The 22,437-nt window shown below is 43.8% G+C and carries 17 protein-coding genes, 1 tRNA gene and 3 rRNA genes; 4 read left to right on the top strand and 17 right to left on the bottom strand.

Features of this window, described 5'->3' with window-relative positions; genetic code table 11:
• Nucleotides 1-120 precede the first annotated feature (120 nt).
• The 7 genes from aroB to K5Q73_RS15840 form a co-directional block, all read right to left on the bottom strand.
• The gene (aroB, locus tag K5Q73_RS15870) at nt 121-1,200 is read right to left on the bottom strand and encodes a 3-dehydroquinate synthase (protein WP_220765025.1); all 1,080 of its coding nucleotides are present in this window, start codon (nt 1,198-1,200) and stop codon (nt 121-123) included.
• Nucleotides 1,201-1,203: 3 nt separating this feature from the next.
• Nucleotides 1,204-1,719: a shikimate kinase AroK gene (gene aroK / locus K5Q73_RS15865; protein WP_220765035.1), complete on the bottom strand. Its 516-nt coding sequence runs from the start codon at nt 1,717-1,719 to the stop codon at nt 1,204-1,206.
• 214 nt (nt 1,720-1,933) lie between these two features.
• On the bottom strand, nt 1,934-3,985 hold the full coding sequence (locus K5Q73_RS15860) for a type IV pilus secretin PilQ (RefSeq protein ID WP_220765037.1): 2,052 nt from the start codon (nt 3,983-3,985) through the stop codon (nt 1,934-1,936).
• A 21-nt stretch (nt 3,986-4,006) separates the two neighbouring features.
• On the bottom strand, nt 4,007-4,522 hold the full coding sequence (locus tag K5Q73_RS15855; protein WP_220765039.1) for a pilus assembly protein PilP: 516 nt from the start codon (nt 4,520-4,522) through the stop codon (nt 4,007-4,009).
• Nucleotides 4,522-5,142, bottom strand: coding sequence for a type 4a pilus biogenesis protein PilO (locus K5Q73_RS15850; RefSeq protein ID WP_220765040.1), 621 nt, complete (start codon nt 5,140-5,142; stop codon nt 4,522-4,524). Before K5Q73_RS15850 ends, K5Q73_RS15855 begins: the two co-directional genes overlap by 1 nt.
• Nucleotides 5,139-5,720, bottom strand: coding sequence for a PilN domain-containing protein (locus K5Q73_RS15845; RefSeq protein WP_220765042.1), 582 nt, complete (start codon nt 5,718-5,720; stop codon nt 5,139-5,141). The genes K5Q73_RS15850 and K5Q73_RS15845 overlap by 4 nt, the downstream gene beginning before the upstream one ends.
• Entirely contained in the window at nt 5,708-6,787 is a 1,080-nt protein-coding gene (locus K5Q73_RS15840; protein ID WP_220765044.1) for a pilus assembly protein PilM, read from the bottom strand. Before K5Q73_RS15840 ends, K5Q73_RS15845 begins: the two co-directional genes overlap by 13 nt.
• A gap of 435 nt (nt 6,788-7,222) precedes the next feature.
• On the opposite strand from K5Q73_RS15840, the gene K5Q73_RS15835 reads away from it, so the two are divergent.
• Entirely contained in the window at nt 7,223-9,772 is a 2,550-nt protein-coding gene (locus K5Q73_RS15835) for a penicillin-binding protein 1A (RefSeq protein WP_220765046.1), read from the top strand.
• A gap of 79 nt (nt 9,773-9,851) precedes the next feature.
• Here the strand turns inward: K5Q73_RS15835 and argH are convergent, their stop codons facing one another.
• The 5 genes from argH to argC form a co-directional block, all read right to left on the bottom strand.
• Nucleotides 9,852-11,219, bottom strand: a complete 1,368-nt coding sequence (gene argH, locus K5Q73_RS15830; RefSeq protein WP_220765048.1) for an argininosuccinate lyase — start codon at nt 11,217-11,219, stop codon at nt 9,852-9,854.
• Nucleotides 11,220-11,329: 110 nt separating this feature from the next.
• A complete protein-coding gene (locus K5Q73_RS15825; RefSeq protein ID WP_220765056.1) occupies nt 11,330-12,568 on the bottom strand; it encodes an argininosuccinate synthase in 1,239 nt (412 codons plus the stop codon).
• A gap of 62 nt (nt 12,569-12,630) precedes the next feature.
• A complete protein-coding gene (locus tag K5Q73_RS15820) occupies nt 12,631-13,536 on the bottom strand; it encodes an ornithine carbamoyltransferase (protein ID WP_220765058.1) in 906 nt (301 codons plus the stop codon).
• Between the two features lie 11 nt (nt 13,537-13,547).
• Complete coding sequence (gene argB, locus K5Q73_RS15815) at nt 13,548-14,351, bottom strand: acetylglutamate kinase (protein WP_220765060.1); 804 nt, start codon at nt 14,349-14,351, stop codon at nt 13,548-13,550.
• An 18-nt stretch (nt 14,352-14,369) separates the two neighbouring features.
• Nucleotides 14,370-15,359, bottom strand: a complete 990-nt coding sequence (argC, locus tag K5Q73_RS15810) for an N-acetyl-gamma-glutamyl-phosphate reductase (RefSeq protein WP_220765062.1) — start codon at nt 15,357-15,359, stop codon at nt 14,370-14,372.
• A 276-nt stretch (nt 15,360-15,635) separates the two neighbouring features.
• Between argC and argE the strand changes: the two genes are divergently transcribed.
• From argE to K5Q73_RS15795, 3 genes are all read left to right on the top strand, one after another.
• Nucleotides 15,636-16,787: an acetylornithine deacetylase gene (gene argE, locus K5Q73_RS15805; protein ID WP_220765072.1), complete on the top strand. Its 1,152-nt coding sequence runs from the start codon at nt 15,636-15,638 to the stop codon at nt 16,785-16,787.
• Between the two features lie 167 nt (nt 16,788-16,954).
• Nucleotides 16,955-19,591, top strand: coding sequence for a phosphoenolpyruvate carboxylase (gene ppc, locus K5Q73_RS15800; protein ID WP_220765074.1), 2,637 nt, complete (start codon nt 16,955-16,957; stop codon nt 19,589-19,591).
• On the top strand, nt 19,591-20,133 hold the full coding sequence (locus K5Q73_RS15795) for a DUF1439 domain-containing protein (protein WP_220765077.1): 543 nt from the start codon (nt 19,591-19,593) through the stop codon (nt 20,131-20,133). The genes ppc and K5Q73_RS15795 overlap by 1 nt, the downstream gene beginning before the upstream one ends.
• A gap of 73 nt (nt 20,134-20,206) precedes the next feature.
• Here K5Q73_RS15795 and K5Q73_RS15790 read toward each other — a convergent pair whose 3' ends face one another.
• The 5 genes from K5Q73_RS15790 to K5Q73_RS15770 form a co-directional block, all read right to left on the bottom strand.
• Entirely contained in the window at nt 20,207-21,481 is a 1,275-nt protein-coding gene (locus tag K5Q73_RS15790; RefSeq protein WP_220765079.1) for a CinA family nicotinamide mononucleotide deamidase-related protein, read from the bottom strand.
• Between the two features lie 320 nt (nt 21,482-21,801).
• A 5S ribosomal RNA gene (rrf, locus tag K5Q73_RS15785) occupies nt 21,802-21,917 on the bottom strand.
• Between the two features lie 17 nt (nt 21,918-21,934).
• Nucleotides 21,935-22,010, bottom strand: a tRNA-Thr gene (locus tag K5Q73_RS15780).
• Between the two features lie 71 nt (nt 22,011-22,081).
• Nucleotides 22,082-22,197: ribosomal RNA gene (gene rrf, locus K5Q73_RS15775) — 5S ribosomal RNA — on the bottom strand.
• Nucleotides 22,198-22,318: 121 nt separating this feature from the next.
• A 23S ribosomal RNA gene (locus K5Q73_RS15770) occupies nt 22,319-22,437 on the bottom strand; the annotation flags it as partial.

Genomic DNA, 22,437 nt, shown 5'->3' with positions numbered 1-22,437 from the left:
TTAATTTTAAGCGATAAAGAGCCGTGACTATGGCCTGTACAGGTCATAGCGTGCAAAGAGAATTTAAAGACTTGCTTTGTAATGCTGAGTTTAGCGTTCACCTATCACCTGCCACATAATTTATGCGCAGCTGATAACCTCTTCCAGTAGCTCATCGGTAACGTCACTGTAGATCCCTGCTTGGCCTATGCCTTCAGGTAAAATAAGTCGTAACTGACCTTTGAGCACCTTCTTGTCTCGGCGCATATGCTTAATGAATTGATCAAAATTCATTGTCTCGGGAGCCTTTGTAGGCAGATCAAATGCCGCTAATAACGCTGTTATACGACAAACAATTGACTCATCAACTAACCCAAGCTTATTTGAAGTTATTGCAGCAAGTACTGTGCCAGCAGAGACGGCCTCACCATGTAGCCAAACGCCGTAGCCCATTTCGGCTTCGATAGCGTGACCAAAGGTATGTCCTAGATTGAGTAAAGCTCGAACGGCTTGTTCGGTTTCATCCTTCTCTACGACTTCTGCCTTAATTTCACAGCAACGGCTAATTGCGTATTCAAGCGCTTGAGTATCTAATGACTTCAACGTTTCCACGTTGTTTTCAAGCCACTCAAAAAACTCCAGATCCCAAATAACGCCGTACTTGATCACCTCAGCCATTCCCGCAGCAAATTCACGCTTAGGTAAAGTGCTTAGGCAATGGGTGTCAATTAATACACACTTAGGCTGATAGAAGGCACCTATCATATTTTTACCTAATGGATGATTAACTGCGGTTTTACCACCAACAGAAGAGTCGACTTGCGATAGCAAGGTTGTTGGGATCTGAATAAAATCCACACCTCGCTGATAGCTTGCAGCAGCAAAGCCTGTCATGTCGCCAATCACACCACCACCTAGAGCAATTAAAACCGTATCTCTACCTAGGTTTTGCTCCAGCAATGAAGTGAATATAGTATTCATCTGTTCGAGAGTTTTAAACTGCTCGCCGTCGGGAAGTATGACGGGATTAACGCACGCGAAATCCGACAGCATAGCTTTTACCTTTTCGAGGTAAAGAGGCGCTATCGTTTCGTTGGTGACGATTAGAATGTTTTTATTTTGAAGATAGCGAGCCAATGGCTCGCTACTACTAAACAAATTCTGGCCAATTTCAATTGGGTAACTACGCTCTCCGAGCTCAACCAGAACTTGTTTAGTCATATCTTAAAAACCTAACTGTTCGATAATTTGATTTGCTACAACTTTGGCACTTTGCTCGTCAGTCTTAACGATGACGTCGGCAATCTCTTCATAAAGAGGATTGCGCACCTCGGCTAGACTCTCTAGCACTTCTCTTGGATCATCAACCTGAAGCAGTGGACGACGCTTATCTCTTTGCGTACGTGCAACTTGCTTATCGATAGTGGTTTCTAGGTAAACAACGATGCCGCGTGCAGAAAGATTATTACGGATCTCTTTGCTTTGAATTGAACCACCGCCAGTTGCTAGGACAATGCCTTGTTTTTCGGTTAGATCAGCGACAACCTGTGTTTCACGATTGCGGAAACCCTCTTCACCTTCAACATCAAAAACCCAAGCGATATCAGCACCTGTGCGGCTTTCAATTTCTTGATCTGAATCGTGGAACTCTAAGTGCAGCATCTGTGCCAGATGACGGCCTATAGTGCTTTTACCAGCCCCCATAGGGCCTACTAGGAAAATATTACGTTTCTCGGCCATTTGATTTATACGTCTGAATCTTATTTAAGTTTGCCAACGTCAACTCAAATTAACGGAGTTGACCTTTAATCTTACCTTGCTCTATTGAGACTTGACCGCAGATTATCTCAGCTAAGTGCCATCTATGGCAAGCGGGGAATGCATTTCTATCAAAAATGTATCAACCAAACTGACAAAGCCAGCGGATTTCGCTGGCTTTGGATGCCTAAATAATTTATAGCGCTTCGGAAACTATCTTAGGCGTAACAAAAATAAGTAGCTCTTGTCGCTCATTTTTGTCAGAGGTACTTCTGAACATAAAGCCTAGGTATGGAATATCGCCCAAAATAGGTACTTTACTCACTCGACTGATAAGTTGTTGCTGGTAGATGCCGCCCAACACAATTGTCTCACCGTGATCCACCAACACTTGAGTGCCAATGCGTTGAGTATCGATTGAAACGGCTTGTCCTGTCGGTGTATCAACTGTCTTACCCTGCGAGTCTTGAGTAATTTCAAGATCTAAGATCACCCGGTTATCTGGTGTGATTTGCGGTGTAACACGTAGCGATAGCACTGCCTTTTTAAAGGTTACCGTTGTTGCACCACTTGAGCTCGCTTCAACATAAGGGATCTCTACACCTTGCTCGATGAAAGCTGCTTTCTGGTTAGAGGTAGTGATACGCGGACTCGCGATAATTTCACCCTTATTCTCTTGCTCTAAGGCGCTCAATTCAAGATCTAGCACGGTACCATCGGCAAGTTTGGCTACATGAAATGCAATACTTGTAGGGTTAGCCACTGCGGCTGGTAGATTGACGTTTAAACGATCATCTAAGCTTGGAACTGTACCATTTGCAATGTCTCCAGCACCTTCCAAACTGCCTGAAGTGCCTTTGTTTCCTTGCTGATCGGTAACGCCCCAACGCACACCTAGATCTTCTGAAACATCATCCTTTACTGTCACCATTCTGGCTTCAATCAACACCTGTTTAATTGGAATGTCTAGCACTTCAATTAGGCGATGAATATTTTCTAATGTTTCTTCGGTATCTTTAACTAGCAGAGTATTGGTACGTTCATCGACTGCAACACTACCACGACTGGTTAACAGGCTAGAGTCTTCACCCTTTAGCAAGCCTGCAATATCAACGGCTTTAGCGTAATTAATCTGTAAATATTCAGAGTAAAGTGGAGCTAGCTCCTTCACTTCCTGCATATTCTTCAGCTCTTGGCTTTCACGAATAGCGATCTCTTCGATAGGGGCAACCATCAATATGTTACCTTCGATACGCTTATCTAGACCTTTTGCTTGAAGAATAAGATCTAATGCCTGATCCCATGGCACATCATCAAGCCTTAACGTGATATCCCCTTCAACCGTATCACTGGTTACCAAATTGAAGTTATTGTAATCGGCAATAATCTGCAGCACGGTTCTAACCGAAATATTTTGGAAGTTTAATGACAGTGAACGCCCATCATATTTCTTATCTTCCTTAACGATATTCATACGCTCGGTTTTCGTCATGGTTAACTTGAATAAACTCCCCTCTTGTTTGTAGTTATATTCGTAGTTACCATCGATATCGATAAGAAAACGTGCTGTTAAATCATCTTTGAAAGTTTCAAAACTCTTAACGGGTGTCGCAAAATCATAGACATCCATCACGTATAGGAAGTCACTATTAATATCTGTGTTATAAAGTTTTAATTCTAACTTAGCACCTACCTGCTCAACGTTAGCAGCCACGGAGCCGTTATTAAGCTTTACAAGTAACTCGCCACCACCGTCTGCAGTGCGGCGAAAATCAATATTCTCAATGCTATTAACAAAAGGGTTTTCGCCTGTGGTTCCCTGACTGGCCACCTCGTCATTAATGGTTAAACGATAGGTATTACCCACCACTTTACCTTGATAGGGTTTCACCTTATTTAAGCCAACAAAAACCTGTAAATTTTTGCCATTGGGTACCGTACTTACCGTTTCGACACCAACGGTTTTAATCGGTAGAGTTTGCTTTTCTAGTGCTGAAATACTGTCATCAAAACCTAGAATTATCTGTGCAGGAGAGGCATTTAAATCGATTTCTGGCTCTTTAATATCTTTCTCAAAAATCAACTGTAGTTCGAGCTGATGATCCACTACAGCATGATATTTGACATCAATGAGTCGATTCGCGGCATATGAATGCTGAGTCATGCCAACGATTAATGCGAAACCAATAATGGCCTTAAAATAAGGTAGCACCTTAAAGCTGGCTTTTGGCGTGGTTAAAGATCTCATTATTCCCTCAGTCATCTCTTATTATTCTCCCGTTAATTCCATGCTACTGTTGCGCTCAGTCCAGCAGCCAGATCCATCTGGGATTAATTCTATTATTTCGACAGTTTGTGGTGTTACTTTAGCTATTTTGCCGTGATAGAGGCCCAAGTATTGGCCTACACCTAAACGGTAAACACTGCCATCAGTGGTCTCAAGTAGAGCCCAAATATCTTGTTGCTCGCTTAGGGTGCCTCGCATACGCAAATTATCTAATGCGTAAGTCTCTAGTCGGCCTTTACGACGCTTTAGATCGGGTTGTAAACAATCTTTGGTGGTGTCGATAACCTCTTCAGTTAACTCTCTTGAAGGTGGCACATATGGACTTCTCATTAAATCTGCTTGATAAGCAAAGTGCTCAAACTTCGGCGTTTCTTTTAATGGCGGAATATGAGCAACATGCTGAGCCTTAGTTGTAGTGACAAACAACTCCAGATCGCTTTTATCCCCAATACAGCCTGTTAGTAAAACACTTAACATTAAGAGTGGTAGCCGTTTCATTATTTTGCCGCCCCCCTCTTACCCTTTGCCGGTAATTCTGCACCTTCTTTAAATCGGTAGGTTTTGGCCAGAATATCCATCCCAAGCTCACCAGAATCATTTCGCTTAATAACGAAATCGTGCAAGCTAACAATTCGAGGGAGCTGAGCAACGCCTCCAACTAGGTGACCTAATTCATGGTACTCACCACCCACCACGATTTTAATGGGAAATTCGATATAAAAATCACGAGTGATTTCTGTCTCCCAATCTAGGCTCTTAATATTTAATCCTGAATCTGTTGCCACAAAGGTAATGTCATCCAGTAACCCAGGCATTTCATTTTTTGAGGGCAGCATTTTAAGTAGCTCAGCAAACTGCACTTCCATAATCGCAAGTTGTTCACGGTAGAGTTTCAAATTTGCAGCTAGCTGATATTTGGATTTAAAGTCTGTTTTTAATTGTTGTTCTTTATTCTGTTCAGCACTCAGCGAGTCAAGCGCATCTGAAATGAACAAAAAGTAACTGCCAACAAACACACACACGGCTAATACGACAGCAAATACAATTTTTACCAGTTGTGGCCAAGCGCCAATATTTTCAAAATCAATATCTTTAAATTGGTCTAAATCTATATTCATTTACTCGCTCCCTGCACTGTGTTTGCAGATAGCAGTTCACCATTCACTATGGTCACTCTTAATGTGAAACGCTGTAACTGTCTTAATTCTTCATTTTGGGCAACTATCGACTGCATATTAGGGTCTTGCAACCAAGATGATGCTTCAATTTTTCGCATCATATTAGCGACATTATTATTTGACTCACTGCGCCCTTCAATCCACAACATGCTACCTTTCTTTTCGATACTAGAAAGATAGATCCCAGGAGGAACTACACGTACTAATTCGTCTAACACATGAGTCGGTAAGTTTCTCGATTGCTGTAGACCCAAAATAATTTCGGTACGTCTTTCGATATCTTTCTTACGAGTGCGGATCTTGGTGATTTCAGAAATCTGCGATTCAAGAAGTTGAATTTCCGATTGCAAATAAGCGTTACGACTTTTCTGATCATCGATAAACATATCGATTGTCATCAACGACAAATAAACCACTAAACCAGATACCAAGAAAACTAAGGCTAAGATCCCCGTGTAATCTCGCTTCTGTTTTTCTCTTGCTTCTTCACGCCAGGGTAGTAAGTTTATGTTCGCCATTCTGAATAGCTCCTTAGCGCTAAGCCACAGGCCAACATATACTTGCTAATTTGAGGCTGGAGATGGTTCTTTATAGCCTCATCGGCTTGCAAGCAGCCTTGGAATGGGTCGGCAATAATCGTATGAACGCCTAATTCATTCACCATTAATTCAGCCATACCTTCAAGCTTCGATGTTCCACCACACAAAACAATATGGTCTACTTTATCTCGGCCGCTAGAGGTGCAGTAAATTTGTAAGGTGCGCTTAATTTGTTGTAATAACTGCGTCTGGAATGGCGATAAGACTTCAAATACATAGTTACGCGGTAGTTCGCCATCAAGCTTGGCTTTCTCAGCCTGCTCATAGGTCATACCATAAAAAGATAAGATTGATTGGGTAAACTGCTCACCACCAAAGGCTTGCTCACGCACAAATGTAGTTTCACCGTACTCAACCACTGAGAATGTGGTGATATTGGCGCCGATATCCACCAGCGCAACCACTTTGTCATTTACATCATCAGGCAGTTGACCCGCTATCATGTCAAAAGAGCGACCTAACGCATAACCTTCAACATCTACCACTTTGGCTTCTAGGTTCACCGCATCGAGCGAGTCACTTAAACTATCGATATTTTCAGATCGACAAGCACTTAATAGCACATCGACTTTAGTGGGGTCGCTACGATTAGTACTTAGGGTTTCGAAATCGATATTCACTTCATCGAGCGAATAGGGAATAAGGTTGTCGGCTTCAATTTCAATTTGAGCCTCCATCTCTTCTTCACTTAATGCCGAATCCATAAAAATGACTTTGGTCATAACAGCAGAACCAGAAACAGCAACCGCGGCATATTTAGTCGACTTAGGTAACACACGCTTTATTTGTTTTAATGCGTCAACAACGGCTTCACTATCACGGATTTCATGATCATTTACGGCTCCTTTTTTTAAAGGAACGGCTGCATGGCTTAATATTTTGTATCCATCAGCAGTCTTGCTCAGCAGAATAGCTTTTACTTCATGGGATCCCACATCTATCCCAACCATCTGCGGGGCCTGACGCTTCCAAAAATTAGAAAGCATAGTCCAAAGTCACTTTTATAGTTATTGTATCCAAAGTAGATTAGCACAAAATCAACTCGTTATAGCTATTTGTACAAAATGTTTCTCCACTTTACAATTGCTATTTTTTTGACGCCAAACACTCACTTATCAGTAACTCTGACGCGAACCTCTCCGACCTTGGTTACATTTCCAACATAATTGCCACTTTATTCTTCAGAGCAGCGATATAAACCAAAAAAGCGATTAACATTAGTCATAAAAACTGAGTCTGTTATTCAAAATAATTAGACGGTGTTATTGCGAAAATTAAGTTTTCAATGAGTTTTATTTTAATAAAGGCATTCAAATTAAGTTATCAAGAAAAAAGCTCAAGCTAATCTGGTCACAAGACTTCACCATTTCCGCCTTGGCTTATATACTATTGTTCTTATTTTTAGTTCTTGGAATATTGCGGTGAAGTGGTTTAAAAGACTTTTAATAGCTTTCTTTAGTCTTGGCTTACTTGGCATTGGAGCGATAGCAGCAGCTTATTTTTATGTGCTGCCAGATCTCCCTGATGTCACAACGTTAAAGACAGTAAAATTACAAACACCACTTCGTATTTATAGTAGTGATGGCAAGCTGATCTCTCAATTTGGTGAAAAGCGCCGTATTCCACTTACGCTAGAAGAAGTGCCTAAGCCTCTACTACAAGCTTTTATCGCTACCGAAGATGCACGCTTCTATGAGCATCGAGGTATCGATCCAATCGGTATTTTACGTGCCGCATCTGTAATGTTAACTACAGGTCAAAAGAAGCAAGGCGCAAGTACTATCACCATGCAGGTAGCGCGTAACTTCTTTTTAACTCGCGATAAAACCATCATACGCAAAGTAAAAGAGATCTTCATTTCGATCCATATCGAACAACTGCTCACCAAAGATGAAATTCTAGAACTGTATGTTAACCGTATCTACTTAGGCCAGCGTGCTTACGGTGTTGGTGCCGCAGCACAGGTTTATTATGGAAAACAAGTAAGCGAACTGACTCTGCCAGAAATGGCGGTAATTGCCGGCTTACCTAAAGCACCATCTACTCTTAACCCTATTACTTCAAAAGCACGTGCCAAAGCACGACGCAACGTAGTTTTAATGCGGATGAACGAAGTTGGCTATATCAATTCTGCTGAATATCAGGCCGCTATTGCTAGTCCAATAACCGCTAAATATCACGGTGCCGTAATCGATCTGTACGCCCCGTATATTTCTGAAATGGCACGTGATTATCTGGTCGAAAAACTGGGTGAAGAAGAAGCCTATACTGGCGGCTACGACATCTATACCACTATCAGCTCTAAACTGCAGCTCGATGCGCAAAAAGCACTACGCAATAACGTTTACTCTTATGATGAACGCCACGGCTATCGCGGCAGAGTAAAAGAGTTATGGACAAAAACAGCTCTTGAGCCTGAAGAGATCACCGCCAAATTAAAGCAAACTGGTGCATTCCAAGGCATGCTCCCTGCGGCGGTATTATCTGTAAATGAACAGACCGCAACAGTGATGAACGCCAAAGGTGAAACCATTGAGCTATCTTGGGATGGGATTAAGTGGGCGCGTAAATTTATCACCAACAAGCGTCAAGGCAAGGCTCCTAAATTGGCGTCAGATGTGTTAAAGCCAGGCGAACAAGTGTGGATCCGCAACAATGGTAGCTTCTGGCAATTGAGCCAGGTACCACTGGTTGCCAGCGCACTCGTTTCTCTAGACCCGCATGACGGTGCCATTCGCACCTTAGTCGGCGGCTTCAGCTTCTATACGAGCCAATACAACCGCGTGACACAGGCAAAGCGCCAGTTAGGCTCTAACATTAAACCTTTCATCTATAGTGCAGCGCTAGAGAAAGGCTACACCCTTGCCACCCTGATTAATAACGCGCCGATTAATAAACCTGATACGCGTCAGGGTACGGCTTGGCGCCCTAAAAATTCGCCAGATATTTATGGTGGTCCTACTCGCCTTCGAGTGGGCTTGGCACAATCAATTAACGTGATGTCTGTTAGAGCCATGCGCTATGCGGGCCTTGATGCCACCATCGCAGAATTAGTTAAGTTTGGTTTTGATCCTGCCGATTTACCACGTAATGAATCGATAGCTTTAGGCTCACCATCGGTAACCCCACTGCAAGTGGTTACTGCATTTTCTGTATTTGCTAACGGTGGCTACCTAGTCGAACCGTACTTTATCGAACGCGTTAAAACCGCTAATGGCGATATCGTAGAAGAAGCTAACCCTACACTAGCTTGCAAGCCTGTGATGACTGCGCCTGCAGCGAGTGATGATCCTTTTGCTGCGATGGCAAATGAGCTTCAAGCAAGCACAACACCTTTAGAAAACTTATCTGTTGTTAATGAAGTCCATCAATGCGGCGATGAGGATTCGCGTTATGCGCCACAAATCATCTCCGAGCAAACGGCTTTCTTAGTCACCGAAGCACTAAAGAGTGTTATCTGGGGTGGCGGAAACTGGAGTAAAGGTACAGGTTGGAATGGTACGGCGTGGCGTGCAGCGCGGGTAGTTAATCGTCGAGATATTGCTGGCAAAACAGGTACAACTAACGAATCTCGTGATACTTGGTTTAGTGGTTTCAATCCAAAACTGGCCACCACAGTCTGGGTAGGTTTCGATGACCATAGTCAGGAACTTGGCCGTACCAGCTGGAATGCTAACGGTGCTAAAGATCAAATATCTTTAGCGGAAGCCGGCGCAAAAACAGCAGGACCAGGCTGGAATGAGTTTATGAAGGATGCCTTAGCGGGTACGCCTGAGGTGCCAATGTCGCCACCTGAAGGCATCGTATCGGCACGAATCGATCTCGCCACCGGTAAGTTAGCTCGTAAAACAGATTACACCAGTAAATTTGAGTACTTTATTGCTGGTACTGAACCTACGGAATACGTAACTGAGCAAGAAGATAACAGCGATATATTTATCGACGAGCCAGACGAAGATCTATTCCAATAGCGAATACTGAGTAAAAATAAAAACGCGGTCACTCAATAGAATGACCGCGTTTTTTTATACTGACTAATTTTAGCGATTATCAGCTCTCTTGTTTCGTCGCCAAGGCGCCTCGAACTTGAAGCAAAGAGGTACCGCCTAGAGCTTCACGCTTTGCTAAGCAAGACTCTATGGTCAAGCAGTCATACACATCGGCTTCAATTGCTGCGCTAAATGCTTGTAGCTCTTCCAGCGTTAAGTCCTCTAGTGGCGTTTGCTTGGCAATAGCACTCACTACCGCTTCACCCACCACGTGATGCGCTTCTCTAAACGGCATACCTTTAGCTACAAGGTAATCAGCCAGTTCAGTCGAGTTAGCATAACCCTGCTTAGCGGCCTGAAGGGTTTTCTCTCTATTCACCTGCAAGCCACTCAATACTAATGCCGCCATTTCTAAGCATATTGACCAGCTATCCATTACATCGAATAGGCCTTCTTTGTCTTCCTGCATATCTTTGTTGTACGCAAGTGGCAACGCTTTCATGGTAGTTAAAATACCCATTAAGGCACCGTAAACACGACCAGTCTTGCCTCTAATTAGCTCTAGAGCATCAGGGTTTTTCTTTTGCGGCATCAATGAAGAACCCGAAGTCACTTCATCATCGAGATCGATGAAACCGGCTTCACCACTGTTAAAGAAAATTAAGTCTTCAGCCATACGGCTTAAGTGCATCATGCTAATAGAGGCATCGCTGCAGATCTCAATCACATGATCTCTATCTGAAACAGTATCTAAACTATTGAGTGTCGGCGAGGCAAAGCCTAAGGATTTTGCCAGCTTCACTCTGTCCATAGGATACGCTGTACCAGCAAGTGCTCCCGTACCTAGCGGACAAGTATCGGCGCGCTTTAACGCATCTTGCAAACGGCTAATATCACGCTCAAACATCTCAACATAGGCTAAACACCAGTGACCAAACAATACTGGCTGAGCTCTTTGAAGATGCGTATAGCCCGGCATTACCGCGTCTATTTCTCGCTCGGCAAGCTCGATCAATGCCGTTCTTAAGTTGGTAAGTAAGCCTAGTAGCTGTTCTCCCTCCTTCTTACACCACAGCTTAAGATCGGTAGCTACCTGATCGTTGCGCGAACGCCCCGTATGTAACTTTTTGCCAAGATCACCTACTTTTGCAATCAGCGACTGCTCAACAAAACTGTGAATATCCTCGGCACCCGAAGCGATGATAAGTTCAGGACTCTCTTGCGTTTCCGCGAGTAACTCATTTAACGCTTGATGTAGCTCTGTGCATTCTGTATCGGTAAGAATGCCGACTTGCGTAATGGCACTTGCCCAAGCAATTGAGCCTATAATGTCTTGCTCTATGAGTCGAAAGTCCACAGGTAATGAGTCATTGAAAAGTTTAAACAGTGCACTGCTTTCTTGGCTAAATCTGCCACCCCATAATGCCATTATGACTTCCTCTAAAATCTAATAAAGTGGTGTTATCCACTTTTAACCATATGCTTTTAAAGCGCTAACGACATGCTGTTAGCGCTCACTAACCTTTACTGATTTACCGCTTACTTTTGCTGGTGTAATGCTCTGATGCGGCTTGATAGCGAATAAAGACGGATAAAGCCTTCGGCATCTTTTTGGTTATAAACATCATCGGCACCAAAGGTGGCAAATTCTTCTGAATACAAGCTATTTGGTGAACGCTTTTTCACGATACTTGCTTGGCCTTTATAAAGCTTAACCACCACTTCACCGTTAACTAGATCTGCCAGAGGCTTAGAAGCGCCAAGCAGAGACTCACACAATGGCGTGAACCAGCGGCCGTCATACACAAGATGCGCCATCTGCGCGCCCACTTGCTCACGCCACTCACGGCTTGTTTTATCAAGCACTAATTCTTCAATCGCACGCAAGGCTGCGAACATCACCGTGCCGCCAGGTGTTTCATAACAGCCACGAGACTTCATGCCTACCAATCTATTCTCAGTAATATCAATTCTGCCCACACCATGTGCACCCGCCACTTCGTTCAATACCATCAGCGCTTGATATGGACTAAAAGCTTCACCATTCACTTTGGTAACCTTACCTTGCTCAAGTTCTAACGCTACATATTCAGGCTGATTAGGGGCCTCTTCAGGGGCTACCGTCATGGTCCAAACCCCTTTCGAAGGCTCATTCCATGGATCTTCTAACTCGCCGCCTTCATGGGAAATATGCCAAGCATTTGCGTCACGGCTATAAATCTTGGTGGCTGATGCAGAAGTGGAAATATTACGCTCAGCTAGGTAATCAAGTAGATCTTCACGACTTACCATTTCCCATTCACGCCATGGTGCAATCACCTTAAGATCAGGAGCTAGCGCAGCAAAGCAACCTTCGAAACGCACCTGATCGTTCCCCTTACCGGTACAGCCATGGCAAACCGCATCCGCGCCAACCTTACGTGCCACTTCTACTTGCGCCTTAGCAATAATAGGTCTCGCCATTGAAGTACCTAGTAGATAAGTTCCTTCGTAAATTGCACCTGTTGCAATCGTTGGGTAGATATAATCGGCCACCAGCTCTTCTTTTAAGTCGACGATGTAACACTCTGATGCGCCAGAGGCGATAGCTTTTTCATATAAGCCTTCTAACTCTGCATCACCTTGGCCAACATCGGCGCAAAAGGCCACAATTTCACAGTTATCGTAGGTTTCTTTTAACCAAGGAATAATCGCCGAGGTATCTAAGCCACCGGAATAGGCTAAAACCACTTTCTTTACATCTGATGTAGAATTTACCACTGAATTTACGTTAGACATTTGTTGTTCCTACTGCTTTGTTTTGTCTTTAGTTCACCAATGCAAACTAGTCTTTGTTCTTATTAACTTAAAAGCGTTACTAATACGGCATTTTGAGCGTGCATACGGTTTTCTGCTTGATGCAAGATGAGTGAGCCGTCTCCATCAACAATCTCTGCTGTCACTTCGACTTCGCGATAAGCAGGTAAACAATGCATAAAGTGCTTAGCATCGGCTTTTTGCATCAGCTCTGCGTTAACTTGATAAGGCTTAAATTTAGCTTCAATCTCTTCCATTGATGCTGAATCCCCCATTGAAATCCAAGTGTCGGTATAAATAGCGTGATGATTGCTAATCGCTTCGATGTCTGAGCTAAGAGTTAACTTACCGCCATGCTTAGCCGCGAGTTCTTGCGCCTCGCACACCACTTTACCGTCAGGGAAATGACCTGGAGGACAGATGACGGTCAACTCAGCGCCTAGAATCGCTGCACCAAACATTAATGAGTGCGTCACATTGTTACCATCGCCTACATAGGCTAGCTTTACCTTGCTCACGTCGCCATATTGCTCGGTTAATGTCAGAAAGTCCGCTAGACCTTGGCAAGGATGATAAAGATCCGATAGTGCGTTAATTACCGGCACAGTACCGTGCTCAGCAAGCTCTTCGATGGTCGAGTGCAAGAAGGTTCTCGCCACAATCGCGTCTGCCCAGCATGAAATATTGGCGGCAAAATCAGATACCGGCTCACGCTTACCAAGAGCACCATTTTGCTGATCTAGATATAAGCAGTGGCCACCAAGCTTATTAATACCGATATCAAAGCTCACCCGAGTTCTTAGCGATGGCTTCTCAAATAGCATCACTACACTCTTGCCTTCTAAAGCATGCTTATACTCAGCAGGGTTAGTCTTAATGTTTTTTGCCAATGCCAGCAGATCGAGTAATTGCTGCTGGCTAAGATCTTTGATCGATAGTAGGTGTTGCATAGACTTATCTCCTAAGGTTGGATCTGCGTGCCAACGGCTTCACCCTGGCATAATGCGATTAACTGATGCGCATGACGCCAAGAGGCTATCTGTACGGCTTGCCCCATGGATTCTGCAACATCCAATGCAGCCTCCACTTTGACCTTCATTCCTTTTTCAATAACACCGATCTTGGTTAATTCATTAACCTGTGCTCTATTTAAACTATTAATTAACTGACCTTTACCATCGAGTACACCTGATACGTCTGACAGTAAGACTAATGAACCACCAACCAACTTCGCTAATGCTGTTGCCGCTTGGTCAGCATTCACGTTGAGCATCTCACCTTGCTCACTAATGGCAATAGAGCTCACAATTGGCATCCAGCCCTTCGCCAAGACATATTCCAAATAGCTTGCATCTTTTGGCTCAACTTCACCCACCAGCCCTAACAAGGGATCTTTAACCTTGGCGTTCATCATGCCTGCATCAGCTAAGCTCATACCTAAGCAAGTGACGCCCGCCTTAATTGCTGCAGCCTGAAGTGTCTTATTTGAGGTTCCCGCTAATGCACCGACGATAACTGGGATCTGCACTTCTGGCGTCACCCGTAATCCATCCAGTTTTTCAGATATCATGCCATTGGCTTTCAACTGCTCATCCACTAAGCAGCCTCCACCATGCACCATGATAATCGGCTGGCCAGATGCAATTATCTTAGCGGCTGCCTCCATCAAACGAGCCATACCCATTTCACACTGCAGTAAAGCCCCACCGACCTTTAGCACCATAACTGGGTTTTGTTCTGTGTTGTTTAGATCTGTTTGTGTCATCTCAATTCTCCACACCAGTTACTTAACCGACTCACCAAAATGAATCTTTATGCACTGAACGGCTTGACTAGCAGCGCCCTTCATTAAGTTATCGATGGCGCTAGCTACCACTAGGTATCCAGTTTGCTCATCAAATTTCCAACCCAAATGGCAATGAGGTGTTTGTACTACATCATCTACCTTTGGAAATTGATTCTGTTTTACCGTGACAAGCTCGGCCGAGTCGTAACATTGATAGGCTTGCTCAATATCACTAAGAGTTGTGCCTGGCTTCAATTTGGCCGCAATCGTAGCCAAGATCCCGCGCTTAAAGTTGCCTAAATGAGGAGTGAAGATAACTTCTTGCCCTAGTTGAGTAGCAATCTCAGGTTGGTGTCTATGACCGAGTACGCCATAGGGAGTTAAGCTCACCTCACAAAAGCTGGTGTGTAATTGAGCCTTTCTACCCGCTCCAGTTACACCACTGACCGCATTAATCACAGGCAATACGTCGGTTAACAAATGAGAAAGAGGCTTCAGAGCCGTAAGTGACGCCGTTGGATAACAACCAGGAACGGCTATCATTTTATTCGCTGCTATTTGATCGCTGTTCCATTCGGCTAGACCATATACGGCATCGGCTAACACTTGCGGATATTCATGAGTAAAACCATACCACTTAGGATATTGTGCTACGTCGCTAAACCGGTAGGCACCACTTAAATCAAATACGGCTAAACCTTGCTGATAGAACCAAGCAGCTAGATGTAAACTCACAGCATGATCAGTTGCTAATACCACGGCGTCAGCAGTGGCCACTATGCTTTGCTTTGCGTTTTCCGAAAGAGGATTAAGGCAGAGTGAGATATGGCTATATGCCGGGTAGAGCTCAGATAATGCCTTACCTTTATCTAGGCTATTTTCAGAAACATAAAGGCCTTGAATTAATAAATTCGCTTCGGCATTTATAAGAGAGGTGATCTGTGCGCCGGTGTACCCACTAGCGCCAATAATGGCTATATTCTTCATAGTCTATGACTTTAAAACCTTAATCTTGAAATTAGATGACACAACGAAAAAAAGATTGGGCACTACTTAAGCCCTGGTTGAACACCATGTATGACAAGATTATCGTCGCAGGAAGTGGGTATAAATAACCTTAACTATGATTAATTGAACCAGATTGAACATAAATACTCTCATTAAACAGACCATTGAAATGTGGTAGTTGCCTTAGCTGTTTGATAGACTAACACGCAAAATTAATTATGCAATATATTTGAATATATATTTAGGTATTTTTTAATGAAGACACTTCCAGAGATAAAGAGTAGCTTTAGCCAGCTTATCGCGGCGCCTTCTATTAGCGCCCTCGAAGCCGAGCTAGATACCAGCAATATGGCTGTCATCGAACTATTGCATACTTGGTTTACCGATTTAGGTATGCAGTGCCAGTCAGTGCCCGTTGCTAATACACGCAATAAACACAATTTAGTGGCATCTTTCGGCCAAGGTCAGGGAGGATTACTTCTGGCAGGACACACAGATACAGTACCTTTCGATGAAGGACGCTGGAGCCAAGATCCGTTTGTGTTAACTGAAAAGGATAACCGTTGGTACGGTTTGGGCACCTGCGACATGAAAGGCTTTTTTGCTTTAGTACTCGAAGCACTAAAAGAGTTACCGATGGATAAATTTAAACGTCCACTACATATCTTAGCCAGTGCCGATGAAGAAACGACTATGAATGGTGCTAAAGCATTTGCTGCAGCTAAGTCGATTGCACCTGATTATGCCATTATCGGCGAGCCCACTAGCCTAAAGCCTGTGTATATGCATAAAGGACATTTAACTCAAGGGATCAGAGTGACCGGCCGTAGCGGCCACTCATCAGATCCGGCAAAAGGACTCAACGCTATTGAAGTGATGCACTTAGTGACTGGCCAGCTACTAAAGCTCAAACAGCACTTAACTAATAATTATCGAGAAGATGCCTTTAGCGTACCTTATCCAACCATGAATTTCGGTCATATCCACGGCGGAGATGCAGCCAACCGTATCTGTGGTTGTTGCGATCTACATATCGACCTTCGTCCAATCCCAGGGCTAGCGCTACAGGATTTAGAATTGATGGTTGCCAACTACCTTGAGCCAATATGCAGCCAATACCCTGGAAGTATTCATGTTGCGCCCTTATATCCGGGATCTGAACCTTTTGCAGATAACAAAGACGGCAGTTGGACCCAGCTTGTCGCTGAGTTGAGTGAGAGCCAACCTGAAGTGGTGAACTATGCCACTGAAGCCCCCTACATTAGCCAGTTAGGTTGCCAAACTTTAGTACTTGGCCCTGGCAGTATTGAACAAGCACATCAACCCGATGAATTTTTGGATCTTGATTATATTGAACGCACCAAAGATCTTTTGAAAAAACTGATTTATCAGGCCTGTATAAAATAAATCGCTATTTATCGTATGTTTATGGGCTAAATTGAATACTAGCTATAAGATGAAATACTTAAAAAGTGGTATAAAGCCTATTCAAGCAGGATATTTTAATCTCGGCCATTGCCTAGCTCTAAGCTGCTAGGTATTGTGATCGATTAGCTTACCGATATGGAGCACGTATGGTAGACATGTATGCCTCGCTAAGGTCTAACGTTGGAACCTTAGGGCAGATTTTAGGTGACACAATCCGAACCGATCTTGATGATTCGTTCCTAGATAAAATTGAACAGATCCGTCATCTAGCAAAAAGCTCACGCCAAGGCGATGATGCTGCTCGAGAAGAGATGCTGACTTTACTCTCCTCTTTGAGCGATGATGAGCTAGTTCCTTTCGCTAAAGCATTTAATCAGTTTTTGAACCTTGCGAATATCGCTGAACAGTTCCATACCATTAGCCGCAATTGTGATGAATTAGTTTGTGTACCAGATCCTGTAGAGCAACTACTAGGACGCATGCTAGGTGGCAAAATAGATCAAGAAAAAGTCCTCGACAGTCTCAAGACGCTAGATATTGATCTTGTCCTAACAGCACACCCGACCGAGATTTCTCGTCGCACCTTAATTCAAAAGTATTCTGCAGTCATCGACTCACTCACAGCTCTAGAAAATACCCAACTAACAGAGCAAGAGAAAAAGCAGCATCACCTACGCCTACGTCAGTTAATTGCACAAATTTGGCATACCAATGAGATCCGTAATGAGCGCCCTACGCCAGTCGACGAAGCACGCTGGGGTCTAAGCACAATTGAAGCCTCATTATGGCAAGCAATCCCTGACTTCTTACGTCAGCTTAACCAACAGGTTGAAGAGCGCACTAATACTCAATTACCTATCGATATCGCTCCGGTCAGATTCTCAAGCTGGATGGGTGGAGATCGCGACGGTAACCCATTTGTCACTTCAACCGTTACCCAAGAAGTGCTCGATAGAAACCGCCACACCGCTGCACGCCTATACTTAAAAGACGTAGTGTTACTGGTTAACGAACTCTCGATGGAAGGCGCTAATGAAGAGCTACTAGCCTATACCAATAATAGCTGTGAGCCTTATCGCGATGTGCTTAGGGATCTGCGTAAAAAGCTGAGAACAACCATTGATTACCTCAATGCAAAACTTGAAGGTCATCAGCCAGACGTTAATCCAAAAGACATTATTTGGCATGAAAGCGATCTAAAAGATCCATTAATGATGCTTTACAAGAGCCTATGTGACCAAGGCATGAGCCTAATTGCTAACGGCTTACTACTTGATATGTTACGTCGTATCGCTTGTTTCGGTATTCATATGCTGCGACTCGATGTACGCCAAGATGCTCAGCGTCATGCCGATGTTATTGCCGAGCTGACACGCTATCTAGGCATGGGCGACTATGCTCACTGGGATGAAAGTGAAAAGCAATCATTCTTGCTGCGTGAGCTTTCAAGTAAACGTCCAATAATTCCAGCCAATTGGCAAGCCTCTGCTGAAGTTGAAGAAGTCGTCAAAACTTGCAGACTTGTCGCAAGCCAACCGGCACGAGCAATGGGCTCGTATGTTATCTCAATGGCAAGCCAACCATCAGATGTATTAGCAGTTCTGTTACTACTTAAAGAAACTGGCTGCCCACATCCGATCCGCGTAGTGCCGCTATTTGAAACCTTAGATGACTTAAACAATGCGTCTAACTGTATGTCGGCACTGTTTGCTATCGATTGGTATCGAGGTTACACCAAAGGTATTCAAGAGGTCATGATCGGCTACTCTGACTCAGCTAAAGATGCTGGAGTTATGGCGGCTGCATGGGCACAGTACACAGCACAAGAAAAGCTCGTTTCCATAAGCCAAGAAGCCAATATCAAACTAACCTTGTTCCATGGTCGCGGCGGCACAATTGGCCGCGGGGGCGGACCTGCACACCAAGCGATCTTGTCTCAACCGCCTGGCTCTGTAGATGGCCGCATTCGAGTTACAGAACAAGGTGAAATGATCCGCTTTAAGTTCGGCTTACCGAAACTTGCCGTCCAAAGCCTTGCTCTTTATACCTCAGCGGTAATGGAAGCGACATTACTGCCTCCACCAGAGCCGAAACCTGAGTGGCGTGAATGTATGGAGCGTCTAGCAGCAGACTCTGTTCTCGCTTACCGAGCAATGGTACGTGAAGAACCAGATTTCGTATCTTACTTCCGTGCTGCGACCCCAGAAGTAGAACTTGGTAAACTGCCACTAGGTAGCCGTCCAGCAAAACGTAGAGTAGATGGTGGTATTGAAAGTCTACGCGCGATCCCTTGGATCTTCGCATGGTCGCAAAACCGCTTAATGCTGCCTGCTTGGTTAGGGGCTGGCGAAGCGTTGAAAGCCGCTACCGAGCGAGGCGAACTTGCATTGCTACAAGAGATGGAAAAACAATGGCCATTCTTCACTACACGTATCTCTATGTTAGAAATGGTCTATGCTAAAGCAGAACCAAACTTATCTAAGTTTTACGAAACCAGCTTAGTACCAAAAGAGCTGCATCACTTGGGTGTACAACTTAGAGAGCGATTAGTTACAGGTGTTGAAGCTGTATTAGAGCTGACCCAAGCAGAAAGCTTAATGGCGCATACTCCATGGAATCGTGAATCAGTAGAGTTACGCAACCCTTATATTGATCCCTTAAATTTCCTTCAAGCGGAACTGCTTGCAAGAACACGTAGAGAGCAAGAATCTTCTCAAAATGTTGAGCTAGCATTGATGTTAACCATCGCTGGTGTTGCTGCAGGAATGAGAAATACAGGCTAATGAAATCACTAAAAGTGGCGCTTACTAGCGCCTTGCTGTTATTGACTGGCTGCGTCAGTCAATACAGCATCACAGAAACAGAGCTAGAAACTTATCTAAACGATGAAATGCACTTTGAAGTAAAGCAGGGCAATAAAATTTTTGGCGTTGATCTGCGCGTAAATGACATCGAGGTCACCTTAGGCGAAAAGCCAGATACCATGGCTGTATCTGCGGTCACTATCGTCAAGGTAAGAAACCCTCTGATGCCGATAAACGCAAATTTAGTTACTGAGTTTGAAGCTGAACCTTGGTACGACGCAACGAACAATAGTGTTCACCTGCGTAATCTGCAATTAGTTAAAGTAGAGTCAAAACCTCAGGATATCGAAAAAGCCATTGGTTCTATTGCACCTCAGCTTATGGGGTTTTTAACTCAGTTTTTAGAAACTCAACCTGTATATGTACTCGATACAAAAGAGTCTAATCAGGCATTAATTGCCGATATGACCAAGCGAATTGAAGTGAAACCAGGTAAGCTAGTTCTTATATTTGAAGAATAATTAAATTCTTTTTCAATAGAACGTCATAAAGCAAAAAGGCAGTACCAATAGGTACTGCCTTTTTCTTAATAAATTATTTTTTGAATCGGCCTATCGAACCATAATCGACGATAACAGCTTCTCCAAGCAGCTCTCTTCTTAACATATCAAATGCCACCGCAGTACTTAAACTACGCACCAACTCACGAGAACGCCGAGGCAATTTAATCATCTGGCTATATACGCCGCCTTTAGTTGCGAGTGCGATGGCAACGGTACCAACAGGCTTATCATCTGTACCGCCTGTCGGGCCTGCAATACCGCTTGTAGCAAGCGCAAAGTCACTCTTGAGTATTGCCCTTGCTCCAATCGCCATCTCCTCTACTGTCGCTATGGAGACAGCGCCATGATCATCTAAGGTCTCAGGCTTAACCCCAAGCACACGAACCTTAGATTCATTGCTATAAGTCACCAGACCTTGATCTAAGTATGATGAACTGCCAGAGAAACTAATTAATTGGCTTGCAATCATGCCACCAGTACAAGATTCAGCGATACTCAAGCTTCGGCCAGAGTCAACCATTAGGGAATGAATTTCATCGGCTAAACTTTTCTTATCGTAGGCAACAATAGCATTAGAAAGCAGGAATTTTATTTGTGCTTCAACTCTATCAAGTTGAGCTATTGCTTCTACACCACGAGCGAAAAGCTTTATCTCTATGTGCGGCATAAATGAGCGATAGCCAATGGTAATCCCACTCGGTAACTCTATCTTTTCAAGCTTATCTGCAAGTGATGACTCCCCTTCACCTAAAGTAAGGTATTTTCTTAGTGCTACATCACCTGCAATTTCAAATCGCTGCTTGATGAAAGGAATAAACTGTTCGTTGACCATCTGTTTAAATTCAAATGGTACACCTGGAGTAAAAAACAACCATGCTCGATTAAGTTTTACTGCGAAACCACAAGCTGTCCCAACAGGATTATCAATCATAATGGCAGACTCTGGCAGCAGTGCTTGCTTAAGATTACTCTGCGCCATGACGCGACCGTTACGGGTAAACCACTCTTCTAACCTTTCTCGCCAAATTGCGCTCTCTACCAAGGACTCTCCTTTAGCAAGTGCCATAGCCAGAGCAGAGAGGTCGTCACTTGTCGGCCCTAGACCGCCATTAACCAAAATGACATCAGCCTCATGACTACGCTCTCGAAATACTGACACGAGATCTTCTAAACGATCACCAACTGTCACTCGCCGTTGGCACTCAACACCATTCTCCATCATGGTGTTACCAAACCACGCTGCATTAGTATCTACTATCTGGCCAGCCAATACCTCTTCGCCTGTACAAATCATTTCTAGCTTCATTTTCACAATCCTTAGTGTCCCCATTGAAGCTAAACTATGAAAGCTGAGCCTTAATAGCAATAAGCACTTATGATATTTTTATCCATTAATGCGAAGATGCTTATACGTTACAGAAGAAAACAAGTTCTGATGGAGTATTGAAGATATCAGTCTCACTAATAATGGCTGATAAATGAGTACTTCCTGTACAAAAAAGCCACCTACTCTTATCGCATAAAGAGGGGGCTGTATCACGGTTAAATTTTGAGTGCGTTTGACAATCGTAAATTTCAGACGTAAAAAAGCCCGTTGCATTAGCAACGGGCTTTCTCGTATTTGGCGCCTGGAAATGACCTACTCTCACATGGGGAGACCCCACACTACCATCGGCGATATTGCGTTTCACTTCTGAGTTCGGAATGGATTCAGGTGGTGCCACAACTCTATGGTTTCCAGACAAATTCTTTTAAATCATGGTGCTGATACCCAGAATCGAACTGGGGACCTCATCCTTACCAAGGATGCGCTCTACCGACTGAGCCATATCAGCAAAATCTCTATATATTAATCCGTCTTACACTTAATCTGCGGTTTAATACTACTCTTTCGAGTAAAATAGGCGCCTGGAAATGACCTACTCTCACATGGGGAGACCCCACACTACCATCGGCGATACTGCGTTTCACTTCTGAGTTCGGAATGGATTCAGGTGGTGCCACAGTTCTATGGTTTCCAGACAAATTTGGTAAATTCGGAAAGCTTGAAATTCTTTATTGAGTTCACACTACATTAAGTGCTTAATTCTAATTCTGGTTTCTATAAGAAACATAGTTAACTCATAAAACCCATCAGGGTTGTATGGTTAAGCCTCACGAGTCATTAGTACAAGTTAGCTCAACGCCTCACAACGCTTACACACCTTGCCTATCAACGTCCTAGTCTCGAACGGCTCTTTAGAGGAATTAAATTCCTAGGGA

Origin of the sequence: Shewanella sp. MBTL60-112-B2 (genome assembly GCF_019655055.1) — a bacterium.
Taxonomy (GTDB): domain Bacteria; phylum Pseudomonadota; class Gammaproteobacteria; order Enterobacterales; family Shewanellaceae; genus Shewanella.
The sequence above is the reverse complement of the archived record's forward strand: the minus strand, read 5'-3'. Positions and strand labels throughout refer to the sequence as shown.

Bases quoted from the DNA above. Each gene is read 5' to 3' on its own strand.
- argE (WP_220765072.1), top strand. From the start codon at position 15,636: ATGAAGACACTTCCAGAGATAAAGAGTAGCTTTAGCCAGCTTATCGCG.
- K5Q73_RS15795 (WP_220765077.1), top strand. From the start codon at position 19,591: ATGAAATCACTAAAAGTGGCGCTTACTAGCGCCTTGCTGTTATTGACT.
- K5Q73_RS15855 (WP_220765039.1), bottom strand. From the start codon at position 4,522: ATGAAACGGCTACCACTCTTAATGTTAAGTGTTTTACTAACAGGCTGT.
- K5Q73_RS15840 (WP_220765044.1), bottom strand. From the start codon at position 6,787: ATGCTTTCTAATTTTTGGAAGCGTCAGGCCCCGCAGATGGTTGGGATA.
- K5Q73_RS15790 (WP_220765079.1), bottom strand. From the start codon at position 21,481: ATGAAGCTAGAAATGATTTGTACAGGCGAAGAGGTATTGGCTGGCCAG.
- K5Q73_RS15820 (WP_220765058.1), bottom strand. From the start codon at position 13,536: ATGCAACACCTACTATCGATCAAAGATCTTAGCCAGCAGCAATTACTC.
- ppc (WP_220765074.1), top strand. From the start codon at position 16,955: ATGGTAGACATGTATGCCTCGCTAAGGTCTAACGTTGGAACCTTAGGG.
- argC (WP_220765062.1), bottom strand. From the start codon at position 15,359: ATGAAGAATATAGCCATTATTGGCGCTAGTGGGTACACCGGCGCACAG.
- aroB (WP_220765025.1), bottom strand. From the start codon at position 1,200: ATGACTAAACAAGTTCTGGTTGAGCTCGGAGAGCGTAGTTACCCAATT.
- K5Q73_RS15845 (WP_220765042.1), bottom strand. From the start codon at position 5,720: ATGGCGAACATAAACTTACTACCCTGGCGTGAAGAAGCAAGAGAAAAA.
- K5Q73_RS15850 (WP_220765040.1), bottom strand. From the start codon at position 5,142: ATGAATATAGATTTAGACCAATTTAAAGATATTGATTTTGAAAATATT.
- aroK (WP_220765035.1), bottom strand. From the start codon at position 1,719: ATGGCCGAGAAACGTAATATTTTCCTAGTAGGCCCTATGGGGGCTGGT.
- argH (WP_220765048.1), bottom strand. From the start codon at position 11,219: ATGGCATTATGGGGTGGCAGATTTAGCCAAGAAAGCAGTGCACTGTTT.
- K5Q73_RS15825 (WP_220765056.1), bottom strand. From the start codon at position 12,568: ATGTCTAACGTAAATTCAGTGGTAAATTCTACATCAGATGTAAAGAAA.
- K5Q73_RS15860 (WP_220765037.1), bottom strand. From the start codon at position 3,985: ATGAGATCTTTAACCACGCCAAAAGCCAGCTTTAAGGTGCTACCTTAT.
- argB (WP_220765060.1), bottom strand. From the start codon at position 14,351: ATGACACAAACAGATCTAAACAACACAGAACAAAACCCAGTTATGGTG.